This window comes from Acidovorax sp. K2F, from assembly GCF_025246485.1.
Classification (GTDB): domain Bacteria; phylum Pseudomonadota; class Gammaproteobacteria; order Burkholderiales; family Burkholderiaceae_C; genus Acidovorax; species Acidovorax delafieldii.
The window spans coordinates 1-18,255 of record NZ_JAOBSQ010000053.1 but is presented as its reverse complement, the minus strand read 5'-3'; the positions used below and the strand labels follow the sequence as shown (position 1 = coordinate 18,255).

Here is an 18,255-nt window from a genome sequence, read left to right as displayed (position 1 = left end):
AGGTAAGCAGCCATGTCCAGTCTCAACGCCCTCTCCGTCGCGGTCGAAGTGGCTTCCCGCAAGCGGGACGATGCCCGCAAAGTTTTGCAGGACACGCTGGCTGCCGAGCAGGCGGCACGTGCCCAGCTCAATCAGCTGGAAGATTACGCCCGTGAAACCGAGTCACGCTGGGGCATGAAGGCCGATACGGCCATGCAGCCCGAAGTGATGTACCACCACTACCAGTTCATGAACAGGCTGGGCCATGCGGCCAGCATTCAGAACGGCGTGGTAGGTGACCAATCCGCTCGGGTGCAAGCCGCGCAGCGCGCGCTGCTGGATGCCGAGCTTCGCTTGGCCAGCCTGCGCAAGGTGGTGGAGAAGAGGCGCAACGACTTTGCTCTGCAGCAGCAGCGCAGAGATCAAAAACAAACCGACGAGCGCGCCGCGTTGCAGTATCGCAATGCGGGCCAGGAGAATTGAACATGGAACCGACCAAAGTAGCTTCCTCGCAGAGCACCCAGCCCGCCCACGCCACCCGAGCTAAATCGTCGTCTCATCCCGCAACCGCGGACGCTGGCGATCCCGCAGCGGGAGGCGGCTTTTTGGCACTGCTGGCGGCGTTGGGCGACGCGGCGCAAGACGGGGAAGGGTTGGGCACGGCGGGAGCGGATACCCTTGGCGCTGATGGCTTCTCTGGCACAACCTCCACGGCTGTAGACGCTTCGGCTGTGGCCGCATGGCAAGGGTTGCTGGGCAAGGTGCCTGGCGATGGCATGACTCCCGTGGTTGCCGGGAAGGATGCAGGTTCAGCCCTGAGTGCAGCCCAAGGGGTGGGGGTGGGGGGCGCGTCGTCCGCAAATTGGGGTGGGGAGTGGACACCCTTTGGACGCCCTCAAGGCTTGGTGGCTGAGACCGCAATGCTGGATTCGGCCGCAGACCTGAAGGATGTGCAGCAGTCGAGCGCATTGTCTGTGGCTGGGCGTGCGTTCTCTCGGTTGCAGAGTGGGGCGGCTCTTCGGCCTGGTGTTTCAGGCGGGGGTGACGCCAGCTCGGGGCCAGGCACACTGGGTGAACTGAAGCCTCAACTCTCTGGACACCCGTCGCTGTCCACTGCGCTTTCACAGGTCGTATCGGAGCGCGCCGCGCTGGCCTCATCGACGGGGGCACAACCTCCGGAGCGCTCGGGGGGGGCGTCCTCAGCGGCTGCCAGTATCGATGGAACCACGTCTTTGGCTGACGGCATGTTGGCCGCCGCCGCTTCGGTGCGAGCGCCCGAATTCTCGGCTGGAGGGCGGTCCAGTGGTGAGAGTTCGGGCCATAGCGGCTCGTGGGCAGAAGGTGCATCCCCGTCATCACCGGTCGAGGCGGGCAACTTTGCCGATGCAACCGTCTTCGCGGACCCGAATGCACTGGGTGCGGAGGACCGAGTGGCCGAGCAGGTAGCCTACTGGGTGAACCAGAAGACGCAGAACGCCGAGTTGACGCTGCAGCGTGATGGCCATCCCGTGGAGGTGTCAGTGTCCCTGTCGGGCAACGAAGCGCATGTGTCGTTCCGCAGCGATCAGCAACAGACGCGGGAACTGCTGGACCAGAGCATGGCGCAGTTGAGCGACTTGTTGCGCAGCGAGGGTTTGGTGCTGTCTGGCATGTCGGTGGGTACTTCGGCGCGTGACAGTTCCGGTGGTGGAGAGGCTGGGCAACAGCGTCCCCGCGAAGGAGCGCGTCAAGCGCAAGTGGTGTCCGCTGTTCCGGCCGGGGTGACCTCTCTGGCACGCGGTGGCGGGACTTTGGACCGCGCGGTGGACGTCTTCGTTTGATTTGCGGGGTAGTGTGGTCAGTCCGCAGTTCCTTTCGCCATCCGCGCGGGCGGGGAGCTCGGTGAATGCCATGGTTTTGGGCTTTTATTCTGGCTATTATTGGTTACACCCCCGACCAATAATGGGCTACCCGGTGATGCTCGCACATTGATAGTGCCCGTATCACCTGCTCCATACCGCAAGGAATTCCATCGTGTCAGCCAATACTCCCGCAGCAGCACCCGCCAAGAGCAAGAAGATGCTGTTGATCATCATCGGTGTGGTGGTGGCTGTGCTGGTGATTGGAGGGGGGGCGGCCGCATGGTTCATCTCCAGCCGGTCCCACGCCGCTGAGGACGAAGAGGGCGGTGGAGCACCTGCAGCGCACAAGGAGTCGCCCAAAGTCGCACCCACCTTCCTGCCCATGGAAAACATGGTGGTCAATCTGGCGGACCCAGGGGGGGATCGTTTTGCACAGATTGGCATCACCTTGGAGGTGGATGACGCCAAAACTGCAGAGCAGGTCAAGCAGTACCTGCCTTCGATTCGCAGCGGCATTTTGATGCTGGTGTCCCAGCGCACGTCCTCGGAGCTGCTACAGCGCGAGGGCAAAGAGAAGCTGGCAAACGACATATTGCGTGAGGTCTCGCGACCCTTGGGCTACTCAGTTCCGTCGGAGCGCGAGCGTGCCAAGGCGGCAGCGGCTGCCGAACAGGACGGAGATGCCGAGGAGCGCCCAGCAGCGCGCAAGCGTGCGGAGCGCAATCCTGTGCGCAGGGTGCTCTTTTCGAGTTTCATCATCCAATGAGCCCACAGGTTAAGGACCAGCCATGAGTGATTCATTTCTTTCGCAGGAAGAGGTCGATGCCCTTCTGGAAGGGGTCACGGGCGAGAGCCAGAAGTCCGTGGAGGAAGTGGCGGAGGCAGGGGCCGTCCGCAACTACGATATTTCCAGCCAGGAGCGCATCGTTCGTGGCCGCATGCCGACGATGGAAATCGTCAACGAGCGGTTCGCGCGCAACTTCCGCATCGGCCTGTTCAACTTCATCCGGCGCAGCCCGGAAATATCGGTGGGCACAGTGTCCGTTCAGCGCTACAGCGCGTTTCTGCGCGAGCTGGCGGTCCCTACCAATTTCAATATCGTGGCCATCCGCCCCCTGCGTGGCAGCGGGCTCATCGTGTGTGAGCCGTCGCTGGTGTTCGGCATCATCGACACGCTGTATGGGGGGGTTGGCAAGTTCCAGACCCGGATCGAGGGGCGTGACTTTTCGCCCACGGAACAACGGGTCATCAACAGGCTGGTTGACGTGATTTGTGCTGAGTACAAGAAGGCATGGCAGGGGATCTATCCGCTGGAGCTGGAATACCAGCGCTCGGAAATGCAGCCCCAGTTTGCCAACATCGCTACACCCAGCGAAATTGTGGTGTCCACGGCGTTTCAGCTGGAAATCGGAGATCTCTCTGGTGCGATCCATGTCTGCATGCCTTATGCCACGCTGGAGCCGATCCGCGATGTGCTGTATTCGTCCACACAGGGCGATTCCATCGAGGTGGATCGTCGCTGGGTGAACGTGCTCAAGCGCGAAATCCAGTCTGCAGAGGTCACGCTGGTAGCGGAGCTGGCCAAGGCCGATGCCACTGTGGAGCAATTGCTTGCGATGAAGCCTGGTGACTTCATTGAGCTGGACCGCGAGCCCCGCATCCGTGCGTCGATCGGAGGGGTTCCAATTTTTGAATGCCAGTATGGAACCCACAATTCCAAGTACGCCATCCGCATTGAAGAGTGCCTGCGTACGTCGGACATGAGCTGGCTGGGAGAGAAAAATGGCAACTGAAGAAGACAACAAGGATGCTGGTGCGGACGACCCGTTTGCGGGTTGGGCAGAGGCGCTGGAAGAGCAGAAGCGCACGGATGAAAAGCCTGCCGATGCAGAGCAAGGTGGTCCGCTGTCTGGCGAGCCTGTACGGCCGTTTTCCGGCGCCACGGGTGGCGACACGGTCAACGACATCAACATGGTGCTGGACATCCCTGTCCAGCTGTCTGTGGAACTAGGGCGCACCAAGGTGCCTATCAAGTACATCCTCCAACTGGCGCAAGGCTCGGTGGTGGAACTGGATGCGCTGGCTGGGGAGCCCATGGACGTGCTGGTCAATGGCTACCTCATCGCCCAAGGCGAAGTGGTGGTGGTCAACGACAAGTTCGGTATCCGCCTGACTGATGTGGTCACACCTTCGGAACGTTTGCGTCGGGTGAGCCGTGGATAGTGGGAGCATGACCCAGACGCTGTTGGTCGTGGTGCTGTTCGTGGGGGCCATGGCTTTGCTTCCCTGGGCGGTGCGTCGGCTTCAGCAACGACAGTCCTCGGGAGCGCTGGCGGCCGGAGGGGCATCACGCGTGGTGTCTGCGGTGGCCGTCGGACCCCAGCAGCGGGTCGTAACGGTGGAGGTGGGGCCTGAGAACGCGCGGACCTGGCTGGTCCTGGGGGTGACTGCACAGCAGGTGAGCTGCCTTCATGTGCTGCCCGTGGCCGGCAAGGCGGCCGAAGACGTGAGGGGCGCGTCAATACCGGCAAGCCCATCGTTTGCCCAGGAGATGCGAGTTGCGTCGGCTGACGCGGGGAAATCCGCCCATGTCTGAGCAGGTCTCTCTGCGGATAAGGCGCGGAGCTCGGCGGCTGGGTCCATGGGCAGTCGCCGCGGTGGGCTTGATGGCGCAAAGCTCCGTGTGGGCTCAAAATGCCGGCGCGTTGCCGCTGGTGGTGGGCAATGGGCCTTCTGGAACCAGCTACTCGGTGCCCATCCAGACCCTGCTGTTCTTTACGGCACTGTCTTTTTTGCCGGCCGTGTTGCTGATGATGACGGGTTTTACCCGGATCGTGATTGTGTTGTCCCTGCTGCGCCAGGCCTTGGGAACGCAGTCGGCACCGCCCAATCAGGTCATCATTGGCTTGTCGTTGTTCCTCACCTTTTTTGTGATGGGGCCGACGCTTGATCGTGTGTATCAGGACGCCTACGTTCCCTACACCAACAACGCCATCAGCTTTGAGCAGGCGTTGGACAGGGCGGAGGCGCCCATGCGCAGCTTCATGCTCAAGCAGACGCGGCAATCGGACTTTGCGCTGTTTTCCAGGCTCGCGCGCCTGGACCCGAAGGTGACGGCCGAGACTGCGCCCATTCGTGTGTTGGTGCCTGCCTTTGTGACCAGTGAGCTGAAGTCGGCGTTTCAGATCGGTTTCATGATCTTCATTCCGTTTCTGGTCATCGATATGGTGGTGTCCAGCATCCTCATGTCATTGGGCATGATCATGTTGTCGCCAGTGCTGGTGGCATTGCCGTTCAAGCTCATGCTGTTTGTTCTGGCGGATGGCTGGAACCTGCTGATTGGCTCGTTGGCCGCCAGCTTCGTCACCTGAGGGATTCCGCCATGACTTCACAAATGGTGCTGACGATTGGGCGCGATGCCCTCACCTTGCTGCTGATGATTTCCATGCCTGTGCTCGGGGTGGTCATGGCGGTGGGCTTGTTGGTCAGTATTTTTCAGGCGGTCACGCAGATCCAAGAGGCAACGCTGGCCTTTGTGCCCAAGCTGATTGCAGCGATAGTGGTGTTTGCCATTGCGGGGCCCTGGATGCTCAGTACCCTGGTGGACTTCATCCGCCGGACAATCGAATCGATCCCGTCGATGATTGGATAGCACATGCCAATCTGGGCACTTGGCGGCCTCAGGACAATGCTGGGCTGCTGGAGTCAGCGACGAGCACTGGGGGCGGCCGTGCCTTGGCCGTCAATGCACCCAGGCCTCGCCGGTGGAGGAGGGGCGTGATCACCTTCTCCGAAGCTCAGATCATGGCGTGGCTGTCTCCCATTCTGTGGCCCTTTTTGCGCGTGCTGGCATTGTTTTCCGTGGCCCCAGTGTTCTCCATGCGGGTCGTGCCCATGCGCGTAAAAATCGGTCTCGCTTTCCTTGTGGCCTTGTGCGCGCAAGGTGTTCTGGGCGAGCAGCCTGTCATCAGCGTGAACGGTCGTGAGGCGCTGGGCACGGTGGCGCAGCAGGTGGCTGTGGGGCTAGCGATTGGCTTTTCGGTCCGCCTCGTGTTCACGGCGGTCGAACTGGCTGGGGAAATCATTGGACTGCAGATGGGGCTCAACTTCGCTTCATTCTTTGACCCTACCTCCAATGGACAGATCAGTGCTGTGGCGCGTTTTTTTGGTCATATGTCCATGCTGCTGTTCATTGTCATCAATGGCCACCTGTTGATCCTCATGGCCGTGGTCAAGAGTTTTGACCGCTTTCCTGTGGATGGCAATTTTTTACAGGCGCTCGGGCAGATGCGCTTGCATGAACTGGGCGCTTCTCTGTTTTCCAGCGCTCTCTGGATTGCCATGCCCATGATCGCGCTGCTACTGTTCGTCAACCTGACCATGGGCATCATTTCGCGCGTAGCGCCGCAAATGAATATCTACGCAGTGGGCTTCCCCGTCACGCTCACGGTGGGGATGCTGGGGATTGCAGCAACACTGCCGATGCTCGAACAACCGGTGTTGGCGTTGATGCAGCAAGCGGTGGATCTGTTCTCTGCCGGCAGGTAATCAATCCAGCTACACCAGCTGGTTGCGGATCGCGTAGACCGTCAGTTCCGCGTTGTTCGAGAGCTTCAATTTTTCGAGAACCCGTGATCGGTACACGCTCACCGTTTTGGGGCTCAGCATCAATTCTTCGGCAATGTCCGACAAGCGCCGACCGGAGGCGATCTTGACCAGGGTCTGCAATTCGCGTTCTGACAGCGCCGCGTGGGGGGCCTCGGGCATGGGCTGGGCCAGGCTGTCGGCCAGCATCTGGGCCACTTCGGCGGTGAGGTACTTGCGCCCTTGCATCACCGTGCGTACAGCCGCAATCAGCTCCACCGGGTCGCCAGCCTTGTTGGCGTAGCCTTGGGCGCCTGCCTTGAGGCAGCGCAATGCGTATTGATCCTCGGGGTACATCGACACCACCAGCACTTTGATGGTGGAATGGGTTTCGCGCAGGCTGGCCAATACTTCCAGCCCACTGCGGCCAGGCATGTTCAGGTCCAGCAGCAGAACATCGCAGGCGGCTGTGCGCAGAACTTCACGCAGCTCAGAATACCCGCCCGCTTCGCCGGTCACCTGAATGTCCGGTGCTTCGGCAAGCGTGTCGCGAATGCCACGCCGCAAAACGGCATGGTCGTCGCACAAGACGACATGAATCACTGAGCGTCTCCTGATGCGGAAGTATCTGGAGATGGTAACGGGACGGAGAGGATGACCGATGTGCCCTGACCCGGACGACTGCTGATGTCCAACCAACCCCCGACGGTACGTGCACGCTCTTGAAGGCCCTTCAGGCCGAAGGCCTTGGGTTTGTCGCGAACTGTGGCATCCATGCCACGGCCGTTGTCTGCGACTTCCAGGGTCAGAACGCCTTCCTTGTCAGACAGCTCAATGTCCACTTTGCCAGGCTGTGCGTGCTTGGAGATATTGGTCAATGCCTCCTGGGCGGTGCGATAGGCCACCAGCTGAATCTCGGGAGGGCAGTCTATGGTGTCGCTGCTGCTCTGCAGTTTTGTGGGAATGCCGGTCCTGCGCTCAAAGCTGGACGCCAGCCACTGGACAGCCGCTACCAGCCCTTGTTCTAGGATGGGCGGGCGCAGGTTCATCATGATGCGCTGGCTGGCGCCAATCGCGTGTTGCAGCATGTCCACCGCAGAGGTGGCATGCTCTTGCATGGCGGGATCGGTACTGTGGCGCCCTATCCAGGCCACGTCAAAGCGTACTGCGGTCAGTGCGCCACCAATGTCGTCGTGGATCTCGCGAGCGATGGCGGCCCGCTCATGCTCGATGGAGGTCTGCAGATGCTCGGCCAACTCGGCCAAGCGGCGTTGCGACGTGGCCAGCTCGGCAATAGCCTGCTCGCGCGCGTTGCGTGCTTCGTGCACTTCCAGGGTGCGGGCAATTACATGCGGGAGGCGCTGGATATCGTCCTTGAGCAGATAGTCCGCTACCCCGAGCCGCATCGCGTCAACCGCTGCGGGCTCGCCAATGGCACCTGAAAGCAGCACAAAAGGTGGGTGATGCGGTTTTTGCGCCACATGGGCCCAGGCATCCAATGCGGTGAAGCCTGGCAGGCGGTAATCTGCCAGGATGATGTCAAAGCGGCCGGTGTCCGTCAGTCTTTGGAATTCAGAAAGGGTGTCAACCCGCTGGAGGTGGCAACGGAGCCCTGATCGACGCAACGCACGCGCTGCCAATTCGTGATCGGCCGGTGAATCTTCAAGATGGAGGATTTCAAGGGTCTGGTCTGGTGTTGCAGGGCCCATAGGAGCGCTATCATAGGATACAAATTGGAACAAACAAGGGTGTTTGTCCGGTTGGGTTGGTTTGTACGTCAGCGTCCAATGGACGTGGGTGTGCCGGTTTGCACGGGGACCTGGGCAGGTTACTGATGCATTTATCGTAGTCCTGTGTATTTGCGTGTTTTGCTGCTACGTGCTGCGATGGAGAAACGATGCAATCTACGCTAACAACGCCTGGAGGACCTGCTGTCCAGGTTCCCGTCATGGTGGCGGCAGAGTTGCAGGACTCCTTGCTGGTCGTGATGCATGACTTGCATCGCCTGGAAGGCTTGCTGAACCACGCCACCGACAATCTGCTGGAGCGGTTTGGTGAGGCAAATGCCATGTTGACAGATGCCGTGGTGGCCGATTCGCCTGAGCTCGTGGCTGCGCGGACAGCGCTGCGCAGTGCGGTGACCGAACTGCAGTTCCAGGACATGGCCTCCCAGCTGATATGGCACACCACCAAGGTGTTACAAGGCTGTGCCTTCCGCCTGGCCTCGGAAGCCATGGGGCACGAAGAAGGTGAAGATGCCGCGCCCTTTGCGGAGATGGCGCCCGACAGGCCGAACCCTGTCACCCAAAGCGAGATGGATGCAGGTTCGGTGGACCTGTTCTGACGTTCACATCACTGGTTACCTTATATATTCAAGTCAGTTGGAGCCATACATGCAATCGATCCTTGCCGTTGATGATTCACCTTCCATGCGCAAAATGGTGTCGTTCACCCTGACTGGTGCCGGCTATCACGTCGTGGAGGCAGTGGATGGGCAAGATGCCCTCGAAAAGGCTGAGACGCACAACATCGACTTGGTGCTGGCTGACCAGAACATGCCGCGCCTGGATGGCATTGGGTTGACCCGCAAATTGCGCGAGCACCCCAAATTCAAGACCGTCCCCATCCTGATCCTGACGACAGAGTCGAGCGATCAGATGAAGCAGGCGGGCCGCACGGCGGGCGCCACAGGATGGCTGGTGAAACCTTTTGATCCGAATCGCCTGATCGAAGTCATCCAGAAAGTGATCCGCTGAGACGGGTTGACTGAGATCATTTAGTACACAGGAGCCCACCATGGCGGAAACCTATCAAGAAGGATCAGGTGCAGGCGCTGACTTCGACCTCAGCCAGTTCTATCAGATCTTTTTCGAGGAAGCGGGCGAGAACCTCGACCAGATGGAGCAGATGCTCCTGAATCTGGACCTGAGCAGTGCCAACGACGAAGAGCTCAACGGCATCTTCCGCTGCGCTCACTCGATCAAGGGAGGTTCTGCCACCTTCGGGTTTTCTGACGTGGCCGAGCTGACCCATCAGATGGAGTCCCTGCTTGATCGTCTGCGCCGCCATGAGCTGCAGCCCATCCCTCAGATGGTGGACGTTCTCCTGGAGTCTGCAGATGCTTCGCGCAGCCTGCTGGCACGGCATCAGGCGGGTGGACAAGGTGAGGCGGTTTCCACCACCTCCTTGGTTCGCCGAATCAGCGACCTGGCGGCAGGCTTGGTGCCCGGCGATGCTGCGTCTGTGGTCGCAGCGCCGCCTCCTCCTGCACCCGCGCCGGTGGCAGCAGCCCCGGCTCCTGCGCCCAAGGTTTCTGCGCCTGTTGTGCCAGGGCAGGCACGGCAGCTGGAAATCCAGATCGGGCCACTGGACCGCCCCGAGCAGGCCGACGCGATCAAAGAATTGTTCCGAGACATTCCCGGTTTGGGGGCGATCCGCGATGTCCCGGGCAGCCAGGCCAATACGCGGGTCTTTGCGGTGGAAACGACGTCCACCAACGATGATCTGCTGGACCTGTTTGCGTTCCATGTTTCCAAGGACCAGGTGCTGATTCGTGATGCTGCCGCTTCTGGTGACGCAGCCGCCGCAGATGCGGACGACGAGCCCGTGGTTGCTGTAGATACCTCCGGGGGCGAAGCGCCTTATGGATTCTTCAACGGCGCACCCGGAGCACCCCATGGTGAAGCTGCGGCGGCTGCCCATGCGCCTGTCGCGCAAGCTCCCAAAGCTGCGCCCAAGGCGAGCGCCGAGCCCAAGGTGGCGATGCAAGCACAGATGGAGTCCACCACCATCCGCGTGGATGTGAAGAAGGTCGATCAACTGATCAACTTGGTGGGTGAGTTGGTGATTACGCAGGCCATGTTGGCGCAGAACAGCCGGGGCCTTGATGCTGGGGCCTACCAGCAATTGCTGGCCGGGTTGGCAGATCTGGATCGCAACACGCGCGACCTCCAAGAGTCGGTGATGTCGATCCGCATGATTCCAATGTCCATCGTTTTCAGCCGCTTCCCGCGCATGCTGCGCGATCTGGCGAACAAGCTGGGCAAGAAGGTGGAGCTGGTGACCCTGGGTGAAGCCACCGAACTGGACAAGGGCTTGGTCGAAAAGATCACCGACCCGCTGACCCACTTGGTGCGTAACAGCTGCGACCACGGTATTGAAATGCCTGCCGATCGTCTTGCCAAGGGCAAATCCGAGCACGGCACCATCACCTTGTCGGCGTCGCACCAAGGTGGGTCGATCGTGATCGAGGTGCGTGACGATGGTCGTGGCCTGTCGCGCGAGAAGATCCTCAGCAAGGCCCAGGAGCGCGGCATCGAGGTGTCCGATCAGATGAGCGATGCCGATGTCTGGCAGCTGATTTTTGCTCCAGGCTTCTCCACGGCCGATGAGGTGACCGATGTGTCAGGCCGTGGGGTCGGCATGGACGTGGTCAAACGCAATATCGCAGCGCTCAACGGCTCGGTAGAGATCGATTCTGCAGAGGGCTACGGCATGAAGGTGTCCGTTCGCCTACCGCTGACGCTCGCCATCATGGATGGCATGTCGGTGGGGGTGGGCGAAGAGGTTTACATCCTTCCCCTGTCGTCGGTGGTGGAATCGTTCCAGGTCAATGCGGACGATGTCAGCACCGTGGCGCAAGGCTCGCAGCTGGTCAAGGTGCGCGACGAATACATGCCTGTCATCGCGCTGGAGAAGATCTTCCAGGTTCCGCGCTTTGACCTCAACAAATCCAGCAACATCATGGTGGTGGTCGAGGCTGACGGAAGCCGTGTGGCCTTGCTGGTGGATGAGTTGCTCGGCCAGCATCAGGTGGTCGTCAAGAATCTGGAATCGAACTATCGCAAGGTGCCCAATGTGTCGGGCGCCACCATTTTGGGTGACGGCACCGTGGCCTTGATTTTGGACACGGGTGGCTTGGTGCGTCGGGCGCGCCACTAGATACAGGTGCGGGCGCCCCTGGGGGCGCTGCGCCGCCATGAAAGGAGAATGCACCATGAGTGTGATCGGTAAAACTGCAGACGCTGCACCAACGGGTGCTCGTGAATATCTGACGTTCCGCCTCGACCAGGAAGAGTACGGCATCGACATCCTGAAGGTGCAGGAAATCCGGGGCTACGAACCTCCCACCCGCATTGCGAACGCGCCAGACTTCATCAAGGGCGTGGTCAATTTGCGCGGCACGATTGTTCCCATCGTGGACATGCGCATCAAGTTCAACTGTGCGCAGGCGGACTACAACAGTTTCACTGTGGTCATCATCCTCAACCTGCGCAACCGTGTGGTGGGCATTGTGGTGGATTCGGTGAGCGATGTGATGGAGTTGACACCAGAGAGCATCCGTTCGGCCCCTGATATCGAGAGTGCGATCGACAACAGCTGCATCTTGGGCTTGGGGTCCGTGGGCGAGCGCATGCTGATCTTGCTGGATATTGAAAAGCTCATGTCCAGCGTGGACATGGGCTTGGTGACCGCCAACGAATAAGGCGTAGCAGTCAGCAGCCAGTGGTGGCGCAGGCGCATGTCAGGCTGTGAGCTGTGCTCGCAGACCTTTTGGAGCGAACAGGACTTCCCCTCGGACGATCAATATGGCCCAAACCACCAGTGCTTCGGCGTCAGTCCGGTCAGGCCCTGCCCGGGTAGATCCTGCGTATGCCGCAGCCGTAGCGCCCTCTGGCCCTCTGGCCCAGGGGCGAGAATTTGTCTGGACCAATGCAGACTTTGCCCGTGTGCAGGCGCTGATCTATCAGCGCGCTGGTATCAGCTTGCATGATGGCAAACACGCCATGGTGTACAGCCGCCTGTCGCGGCGGCTGCGCGACACGGGGCACACCAGCTTTCACGACTACCTGAGCTGGCTGGAGAACCATGACGGGCCGGAGTGGCAGGAGTTCGTGAATGCGCTGACCACCAACCTCACGGCATTCTTTCGCGAGCAGCATCATTTCGAGATTTTTGCGTCGCACCTGCGCTCCAAGCCCTCCGCCAACTGGCGGGTCTGGTGCAACGCGGCCTCCACGGGCGAAGAGCCTTACTCCATCGTGATCACCGCGTTGGAGGCGCTCGGCGCCAACGCATCTTTCAAACTGACAGCCAGCGACATTGATTCGCGCGTGCTGGCCACCGCGGCGCAGGGCGTGTACCGGCTCGACGGTGTGAAGGGCTTGAGCCCTGAGCGCTTGCAGAAATTCTTTCTCAAAGGCAAAGGCGGGAACGCGGGCATGGTCCGCGCCAAGCCGGAGTTGCGGCGCGCCATCGACTTCATGAGTGTGAATCTCATCCGCGACGATTGGCCATTCAAGGAGCCCTTTGACGTGGTTTTCTGCCGTAATGTGATGATTTACTTTGATGCCCCTACACAGCGGCGCGTGCTGGAAAGAATCCACCGCGTGCTCAAACCGGGTGGCATGTTGTTTGTGGGGCACGCCGAGAACTTCAGCGAGTCCAAAGACCTGTTCACCCTGCGTGGCAAGACGGTGTATGAGCGCCGCTGACCTGTCCATGTTGTCCTGCACATTGCACCCATGACCAACATTCAAACAGGTTCATCCCCTTCCAATGCTGCTGCTGTGCCCGGCAATTCCGAAAGGCGCCGCGCTCCGCGTATTGCGCCGCTGAGCGCCGATATCTACAGCTCTGGCAACGGGCCCGCGCGCGAGTCGTCGCTGCAGGAGCTCAAGGCCCGCAGCCGCAAGCCAGGAGAGGCCTCGTTTTTTTACCTTGATCACCACTTCCAGCACAACGCGGTGAAGGTGCTGCCTGGTGAGTATTTCGTGTCGGATGAGAACATGGTCATCATGACCGTGCTCGGCTCGTGCATCGCTGCCTGCCTGTGGGACAGCCGCGCACGTGTGGGAGGAATGAACCATTTCATGCTGCCGGACGGCGATCTGGCGGACGCATCCGGGCGTTATGGTTCCTACGCGATGGAGCTGTTGATCAATGAAATGCTCAAGCTCGGTGCACGCCGTGAAACCATGCAGGCCAAGATTTTTGGAGGGGCCCAGGTGATGCACAACTTCACCACCATGAATGTGGGTGAGCGCAACACGAATTTTGTGTTGAACTATTTGCACACTGAGCGCATTCCGATCGTCTCCGAGGACGTGCTCGACATCTATCCGCGCAAGGTGGTTTTCTTTCCAGTGACCGGCAAAGCGATGGTGAAACGGTTGGCGCATGCCCATCCCGAAGCCCTCGTGGCCCAGGAGGTTCGCGGCAACGCGGCCACTGTTGCCAAGACCACGTCGGGTGGTTCTGTGGATCTGTTTTGATAAAGGTTTGAGTTAATGAGCAGGAAAATCCGGGTGATCGTGGTGGACGATTCGGCGCTGGTCCGTAGTCTGCTGTCAGAGATCATCAACCGCCAGCGGGACATGGAGTGCATTGGCACGGCCAACGACCCGCTGGTGGCGCGCGAGATGATTCGCGAATTGGATCCGGATGTCATCACCCTGGACGTTGAAATGCCACGCATGGACGGCATTGATTTTCTGGGGCGCTTGATGCGTCTGCGGCCCACTCCGGTAGTGATGATCTCCACGCTGACCGAGCGTGGCGCGGAGGTCACCATGAAGGCTCTGGAGTTGGGCGCCGTCGACTTTGTGGCCAAACCGCGTGTGGGGCTGGCCAGCGGGCTCAACGATTTGGCGGCGCAGATTGTGGACAAGATCCGCGTTGCTGCCGTCGCGCAAGTGCGCCGCGCCCCTGTGCGTGATGCAGGCCCAGCCTCCAGTGTTGTGGGGGGCACTCCTTTGCCCCACGCCGTACCCGCAGCTGGTCTGCTGGGTCGCCTTTCCACTGAAAAGCTCATCTGCATTGGGGCGTCCACCGGTGGTACCGAGGCCATCAAGGAGGTGCTGGTCCAGATGCCTGCGGATTCGCCCGCAATCGTGATCACCCAGCACATGCCTCCCGGGTTCACTACCAGTTTTGCGGCCCGTTTGAACGGGTTGTGCCAGATTACCGTCAAGGAGGCGGTGAATGGCGAGCGCATTCTGCCCGGCCATGCCTACATCGCACCGGGCGGCACACAGTTCCATGTGGCGCGCAGTGGCGCCAACTATGTGGCGGTGGTGGACGATGGCCCTCCGGTCAATCGCCACAAGCCCTCGGTCGAGGTACTCTTCAAGTCCGCAGCGGCGGTGGTGGGGCGCAACGCGTTTGGCATCATGCTCACGGGCATGGGCAACGATGGCGCTGTTGCCATGCGGGAGATGAAAGACGCCGGCAGCTACAACTATGTGCAGGATGAGGCGACCTGCATCGTGTTTGGCATGCCGCGGGAAGCCATTGCCCACGGTGCCGCTGACGAGGTGCTGCCGCTGGGGCAGATTGCTCCTGCCTTGATTGCCCGGTTGCGCGGAACAACGGACCGCCTGCACCACCGGATTTAAGGGCGATTACCGAGCCCTGGCGGCGGGCCATCACCATGTGTGTCCCCGCCAGAGCCTCGCGCCATGAACCGGTTTGGCGCCTATTCAGAGAGTGCTGTCCAGCGCTCCAACGCAGTCATCAGCTCTTCGTCGATGGCGGCTGCTCGGCTTGTCATGGCCGCTGCGCGGGTGGGGTCAGTACCAAAGAGTGAGCCGTCGGCCAGTGCGTCTTGAAGGGATTTCTGTTCCGTCTCTAGCGCACTGATCAGGCCAGGCAGTTGATCCAGTTCGCGTTGCTCTTTGTAACTAAGCTTCTTTTTTGATAGCTGTGCAGGCTTATTTGATGTGCGCTCCGGCGTGCTTAGGTTAGAAACTTCCGGTGTGGGTGGTTTGGAGGGCGTTGCAGCAGCAGCTTGCAGTGACCGACTGCGTTTGGATTGGAGCAGCCAGTCTTGTACGCCGCCTTCGTACTCACGCCACAGGCCGTTGCCTTCAAAAGCGAGGGTGCTGGTCACCACGTTGTCGAGAAAGGTGCGGTCATGGCTGACCAGGAACACCGTGCCTTCGTAGTTTTCGAGCAATTCCTCCAGCAGGTCTAAGGTGTCAATGTCCAGGTCGTTCGTGGGCTCATCCAGCACCAGGACATTGGCCGGTCGGGCGAACAGCCGGGCAAGCAGCAGGCGGTTGCGTTCCCCGCCGGACAGCGACCGCACTGGGGAGTGCGCGCGCGCGGGGGAGAACAGAAAGTCGCTCAGATAGCTCTTGACGTGTTTGCGCTGATTGCCGATCTCGATCCATTCGCTGCCAGGGCTGATGAAATCTTCCAATGTGGCGTCGAGGTTGACGGCGTGGCGCATCTGGTCAAAGTAGGCTACTTGCAGGTTCGCTCCCTGCCGGATAGTGCCCTTGTCGGCCTGCAGTTCGCCCAAGATCATCTTGAGCAGAGTGGTTTTACCGGCGCCGTTCGGGCCGATCAGGCCCACTTTGTCCCCGCGCAGTATCGTCCCGGAGAAATTGTGAGCGATGGTTTTGTCGCCGAAGGCTTTGCTCACTCCTTGCAGTTCCGCCACGATCTTGCCCTGGTAGCCGTTGGAGCTTCCGGTGGCGACATCCATGCGCACACTGCCAACGACCTCACGGCGGGCCTCCCGCCGGGCGCGTAACTGTTCCAAGCGGCTGATACGGCTCTGGCTGCGGGTGCGGCGCGCTTCCACGCCACGTCGAATCCAGATTTCTTCTTGTGCCAGGAGCTTGTCGGCCTTGGCGGCGATCACTGCCTCCTGCGCCAACTGCTCTTCTTTCTGAATCTGGTATTGAGCAAAGTTACCGGGGTAGGAGCGCAATTGACCGCGGTCCAGCTCCACGATGCGGGTGGCCACACGGTCAAGGAACGACCGGTCGTGGGTGATGGTCACGACGCTGCCCGGAAAGTCCAGCAGCAGGTCTTCCAGCCACTCGATGGAGTCCAGATCCAGGTGGTTGGTGGGTTCGTCGAGCAGCAACACGTCAGGGCGTGCCACCAGCGCCTGCGCCAGCGCCACGCGTTTTTTGGTGCCGCCAGAGAGTGCTCCGACCACGGCTTCCGGGTCGAGATGCAACCTCTGCAGGGTTTCTTCTACACGCTGCTCCCAGTTCCAGGCGTCGTAGGCCTCGATCTCCGATTGCAATGCATCCAGATCCAGTCCGTCCGCTCCCGAGAGGTATTGATCGCGGATAGCGATCACGCGTTGCAGGCCTTCGGAGGCTGCCTTGAAAATGGTGGCATCGGGGTCTAACGTCGGCTCCTGTGCGACGAAGGCAATGCGTACCCCCTGCTGAACTTGCAAAGAGCCATCATCCGGCTTGGCAAGTCCTCCCAGGATTTTGAGTAGGGAAGACTTTCCCGCACCATTGCGGCCAATCAGGCCAACCCGCTCAGCGGTCTCCAGGGAAAAGCCGGCGTGATCCAGCAGTGCAACATGCCCAAATGCGAGTTGGGCGTCCAGTAAGGTGATAAGTGCCATAGAGCGGGATTATCCGTGTCGCGCTCTGGCGGGATTTTTTTGCGCCAGTCACATGATGGAGTGACAGCCGGTCGGGCGCAACTTTGATTGGCGGAAAATTCCGCGATCAGTTACGCAGCGATTTCTTCAGAATCTGTCGCGCCCCTGCAAGCGTGCAAGGACGCGCAGGTCTTCCCCGATCCTGTCTACCGTATGGAAGCTGAGGGCATGTGCCTCTGCAAGTGTCGCCAAGGGAGCTATCTGGGCCAATCCCATACCCTCGCCCATCAGCTTGGGGGCGAGATAGACCAGTAGTTCATCGACCAGTCCTTCGCGCAGCAGCGAACCATTGAGCTTGTAACCTGCTTCCACGTGCAGTTCATTGATCTCCCTGCGCCCGAGGTCTTGCACCATCGCAGGTAAGTCCACCTTGCCGGCACTATTCGGCATTGTGATCACGGTGGCGCCAAGGGCTTCGAGCGCTCTGCGTTTTTTCTCGTGTACGAAGGCTGTGTAGATATAGACCGACCGGTTCGCTGCGAAAATCAAGGCATCCAGAGGAACAGCTAGCTCGCTATCCACCAAAACGAGTGAGGGTTGCCGATCGGTGGGTACATCCCGCACATCCAGTCGTGGGTTATCTGCGAGTACGGTCCCAATGCCGGTCAACACCGCGCAAGCCCTTGCGCGCCATGCATGTCCGTCGGTACGGGCGGCGGGACCGGTGATCCATTGGCTTGCTCCATTGGGCAAGGCGGTCACACCGTCGAGCGAGGCGGCTGCTTTCAGGCGGACCCAGGGCGTTTTTCGAATCATCCGGCTGAAAAATCCCAGGTTCAGCTCCCTGGATGCTTCCGCCAGTTGCCCTACCTCTACAGCTACCCCCGCCGCACGCAGGCGCGCAAACCCATTGCCCGCCACTGCGGGGTTGGGGTCGGCAATCGATGCGACGACCTTGGCGATACCTGCCTTAATGAGTGCATCGCAGCAAGGACCCGTACGTCCGTGGTGTGAGCAAGGTTCTAGCGTGACGTAGGCGGTAGCACCTTGAGGGGAATAGCCCCTCTGCTCTGCGTCGCGTAGAGCCATCACCTCCGCATGTGGCCCCCCCGCGCGCTGGGTGGACCCCTGGCCAATGATGGTGCCGTCGTGGTCGACGAGCACACAGCCCACGCGGGGGTTGGGCGATGTCCTGTAGAGAGCCTCATTGGCAAGATCCAATGCCGCCTTGGTGTAATCCGTCATGGTTGGTGTCGATGAAAAAGCGACTGGTACGGGTTGTAGTCACAGCAGCTTACGCGACGTTCGCGAGATGGCTGTTGACGCAACGCCTATGGAGACCGCCAGAAAGAGCGTGGCTTTCCTGTTCCTGGATGCCTTGGATGCCGCGGTGACGGGCCTGCGGGACTGAATCTCCAATCGCATGAGCGGGGCTGAGACGGGCTAATCCCTGGGTTTACCCTGCTGCCTGTTGTAAACCGTGCTATAGTCGAG

The 18,255-nt window shown here is 60.4% G+C and carries 20 protein-coding genes; 16 read left to right on the top strand and 4 right to left on the bottom strand.

Features of this window, described 5'->3' with window-relative positions:
- The first annotated feature begins 12 nt into the window (after positions 1-12).
- From N4G42_RS21150 to fliR, 9 genes are all read left to right on the top strand, one after another.
- Complete coding sequence (locus tag N4G42_RS21150; protein ID WP_209820618.1) at positions 13-462, top strand: flagellar export protein FliJ; 450 nt, start codon at positions 13-15, stop codon at positions 460-462.
- 947 nt (positions 463-1,409) lie between these two features.
- On the top strand, positions 1,410-1,799 hold the full coding sequence (locus tag N4G42_RS21145) for a flagellar hook-length control protein FliK (RefSeq protein ID WP_260668606.1): 390 nt from the start codon (positions 1,410-1,412) through the stop codon (positions 1,797-1,799).
- Positions 1,800-1,992: 193 nt separating this feature from the next.
- Positions 1,993-2,586 (top strand): flagellar basal body-associated protein FliL, encoded by a 594-nt coding sequence (gene fliL, locus N4G42_RS21140; RefSeq protein WP_110961877.1) that lies wholly within the window; start codon positions 1,993-1,995, stop codon positions 2,584-2,586.
- A 22-nt stretch (positions 2,587-2,608) separates the two neighbouring features.
- Positions 2,609-3,613, top strand: coding sequence for a flagellar motor switch protein FliM (fliM, locus tag N4G42_RS21135; protein WP_015015805.1), 1,005 nt, complete (start codon positions 2,609-2,611; stop codon positions 3,611-3,613).
- Positions 3,603-4,043 carry a flagellar motor switch protein FliN gene (fliN, locus tag N4G42_RS21130; RefSeq protein ID WP_110961878.1) on the top strand — a complete coding sequence of 147 codons (441 nt, stop codon included), beginning with the start codon at positions 3,603-3,605 and terminating at the stop codon, positions 4,041-4,043. Before fliM ends, fliN begins: the two co-directional genes overlap by 11 nt.
- 7 nt (positions 4,044-4,050) lie before the next feature.
- A complete protein-coding gene (locus N4G42_RS21125; RefSeq protein ID WP_260668605.1) occupies positions 4,051-4,416 on the top strand; it encodes a FliO/MopB family protein in 366 nt (121 codons plus the stop codon).
- Positions 4,417-4,486: 70 nt separating this feature from the next.
- Positions 4,487-5,191: a flagellar type III secretion system pore protein FliP gene (fliP, locus tag N4G42_RS21120; RefSeq protein WP_260668604.1), complete on the top strand. Its 705-nt coding sequence runs from the start codon at positions 4,487-4,489 to the stop codon at positions 5,189-5,191.
- Between the two features lie 11 nt (positions 5,192-5,202).
- Positions 5,203-5,472, top strand: a complete 270-nt coding sequence (gene fliQ, locus N4G42_RS21115) for a flagellar biosynthesis protein FliQ (protein WP_060984667.1) — start codon at positions 5,203-5,205, stop codon at positions 5,470-5,472.
- 125 nt (positions 5,473-5,597) lie between these two features.
- Positions 5,598-6,368 (top strand): flagellar biosynthetic protein FliR, encoded by a 771-nt coding sequence (fliR, locus tag N4G42_RS21110; protein WP_260668603.1) that lies wholly within the window; start codon positions 5,598-5,600, stop codon positions 6,366-6,368.
- 9 nt (positions 6,369-6,377) lie between these two features.
- Here fliR and N4G42_RS21105 read toward each other — a convergent pair whose 3' ends face one another.
- Entirely contained in the window at positions 6,378-7,007 is a 630-nt protein-coding gene (locus N4G42_RS21105) for a response regulator transcription factor (RefSeq protein WP_260668601.1), read from the bottom strand.
- Complete coding sequence (locus N4G42_RS21100) at positions 7,004-8,113, bottom strand: ATP-binding protein (protein ID WP_260668599.1); 1,110 nt, start codon at positions 8,111-8,113, stop codon at positions 7,004-7,006. Before N4G42_RS21100 ends, N4G42_RS21105 begins: the two co-directional genes overlap by 4 nt.
- 188 nt (positions 8,114-8,301) lie before the next feature.
- Between N4G42_RS21100 and N4G42_RS21095 the strand changes: the two genes are divergently transcribed.
- The 7 genes from N4G42_RS21095 (at position 8,302) to N4G42_RS21065 (ending at position 14,800) form a co-directional block, all read left to right on the top strand.
- On the top strand, positions 8,302-8,748 hold the full coding sequence (locus N4G42_RS21095) for a hypothetical protein (protein WP_056065760.1): 447 nt from the start codon (positions 8,302-8,304) through the stop codon (positions 8,746-8,748).
- Positions 8,749-8,797: 49 nt separating this feature from the next.
- Positions 8,798-9,160 carry a response regulator gene (locus tag N4G42_RS21090; protein ID WP_260668597.1) on the top strand — a complete coding sequence of 121 codons (363 nt, stop codon included), beginning with the start codon at positions 8,798-8,800 and terminating at the stop codon, positions 9,158-9,160.
- Positions 9,161-9,200: 40 nt separating this feature from the next.
- Positions 9,201-11,345 (top strand): chemotaxis protein CheA, encoded by a 2,145-nt coding sequence (locus N4G42_RS21085; RefSeq protein WP_056065762.1) that lies wholly within the window; start codon positions 9,201-9,203, stop codon positions 11,343-11,345.
- A gap of 55 nt (positions 11,346-11,400) precedes the next feature.
- On the top strand, positions 11,401-11,889 hold the full coding sequence (locus N4G42_RS21080) for a chemotaxis protein CheW (protein WP_015015794.1): 489 nt from the start codon (positions 11,401-11,403) through the stop codon (positions 11,887-11,889).
- A 103-nt stretch (positions 11,890-11,992) separates the two neighbouring features.
- Positions 11,993-12,898, top strand: a complete 906-nt coding sequence (locus N4G42_RS21075) for a CheR family methyltransferase (protein WP_056065766.1) — start codon at positions 11,993-11,995, stop codon at positions 12,896-12,898.
- Positions 12,899-12,928: 30 nt separating this feature from the next.
- Positions 12,929-13,678, top strand: a complete 750-nt coding sequence (gene cheD, locus N4G42_RS21070) for a chemoreceptor glutamine deamidase CheD (protein WP_056065769.1) — start codon at positions 12,929-12,931, stop codon at positions 13,676-13,678.
- A 15-nt stretch (positions 13,679-13,693) separates the two neighbouring features.
- Complete coding sequence (locus N4G42_RS21065; RefSeq protein WP_099729194.1) at positions 13,694-14,800, top strand: chemotaxis response regulator protein-glutamate methylesterase; 1,107 nt, start codon at positions 13,694-13,696, stop codon at positions 14,798-14,800.
- An 80-nt stretch (positions 14,801-14,880) separates the two neighbouring features.
- On the opposite strand, the gene abc-f is transcribed toward N4G42_RS21065, so the two are convergent.
- Together abc-f and ribD are read right to left on the bottom strand one after the other, a co-directional pair.
- Entirely contained in the window at positions 14,881-16,782 is a 1,902-nt protein-coding gene (abc-f, locus tag N4G42_RS21060; protein WP_260668592.1) for a ribosomal protection-like ABC-F family protein, read from the bottom strand.
- A 126-nt stretch (positions 16,783-16,908) separates the two neighbouring features.
- A complete protein-coding gene (ribD, locus tag N4G42_RS21055) occupies positions 16,909-18,006 on the bottom strand; it encodes a bifunctional diaminohydroxyphosphoribosylaminopyrimidine deaminase/5-amino-6-(5-phosphoribosylamino)uracil reductase RibD (RefSeq protein WP_260668591.1) in 1,098 nt (365 codons plus the stop codon).
- Positions 18,007-18,255: the final 249 nt, after the last annotated feature.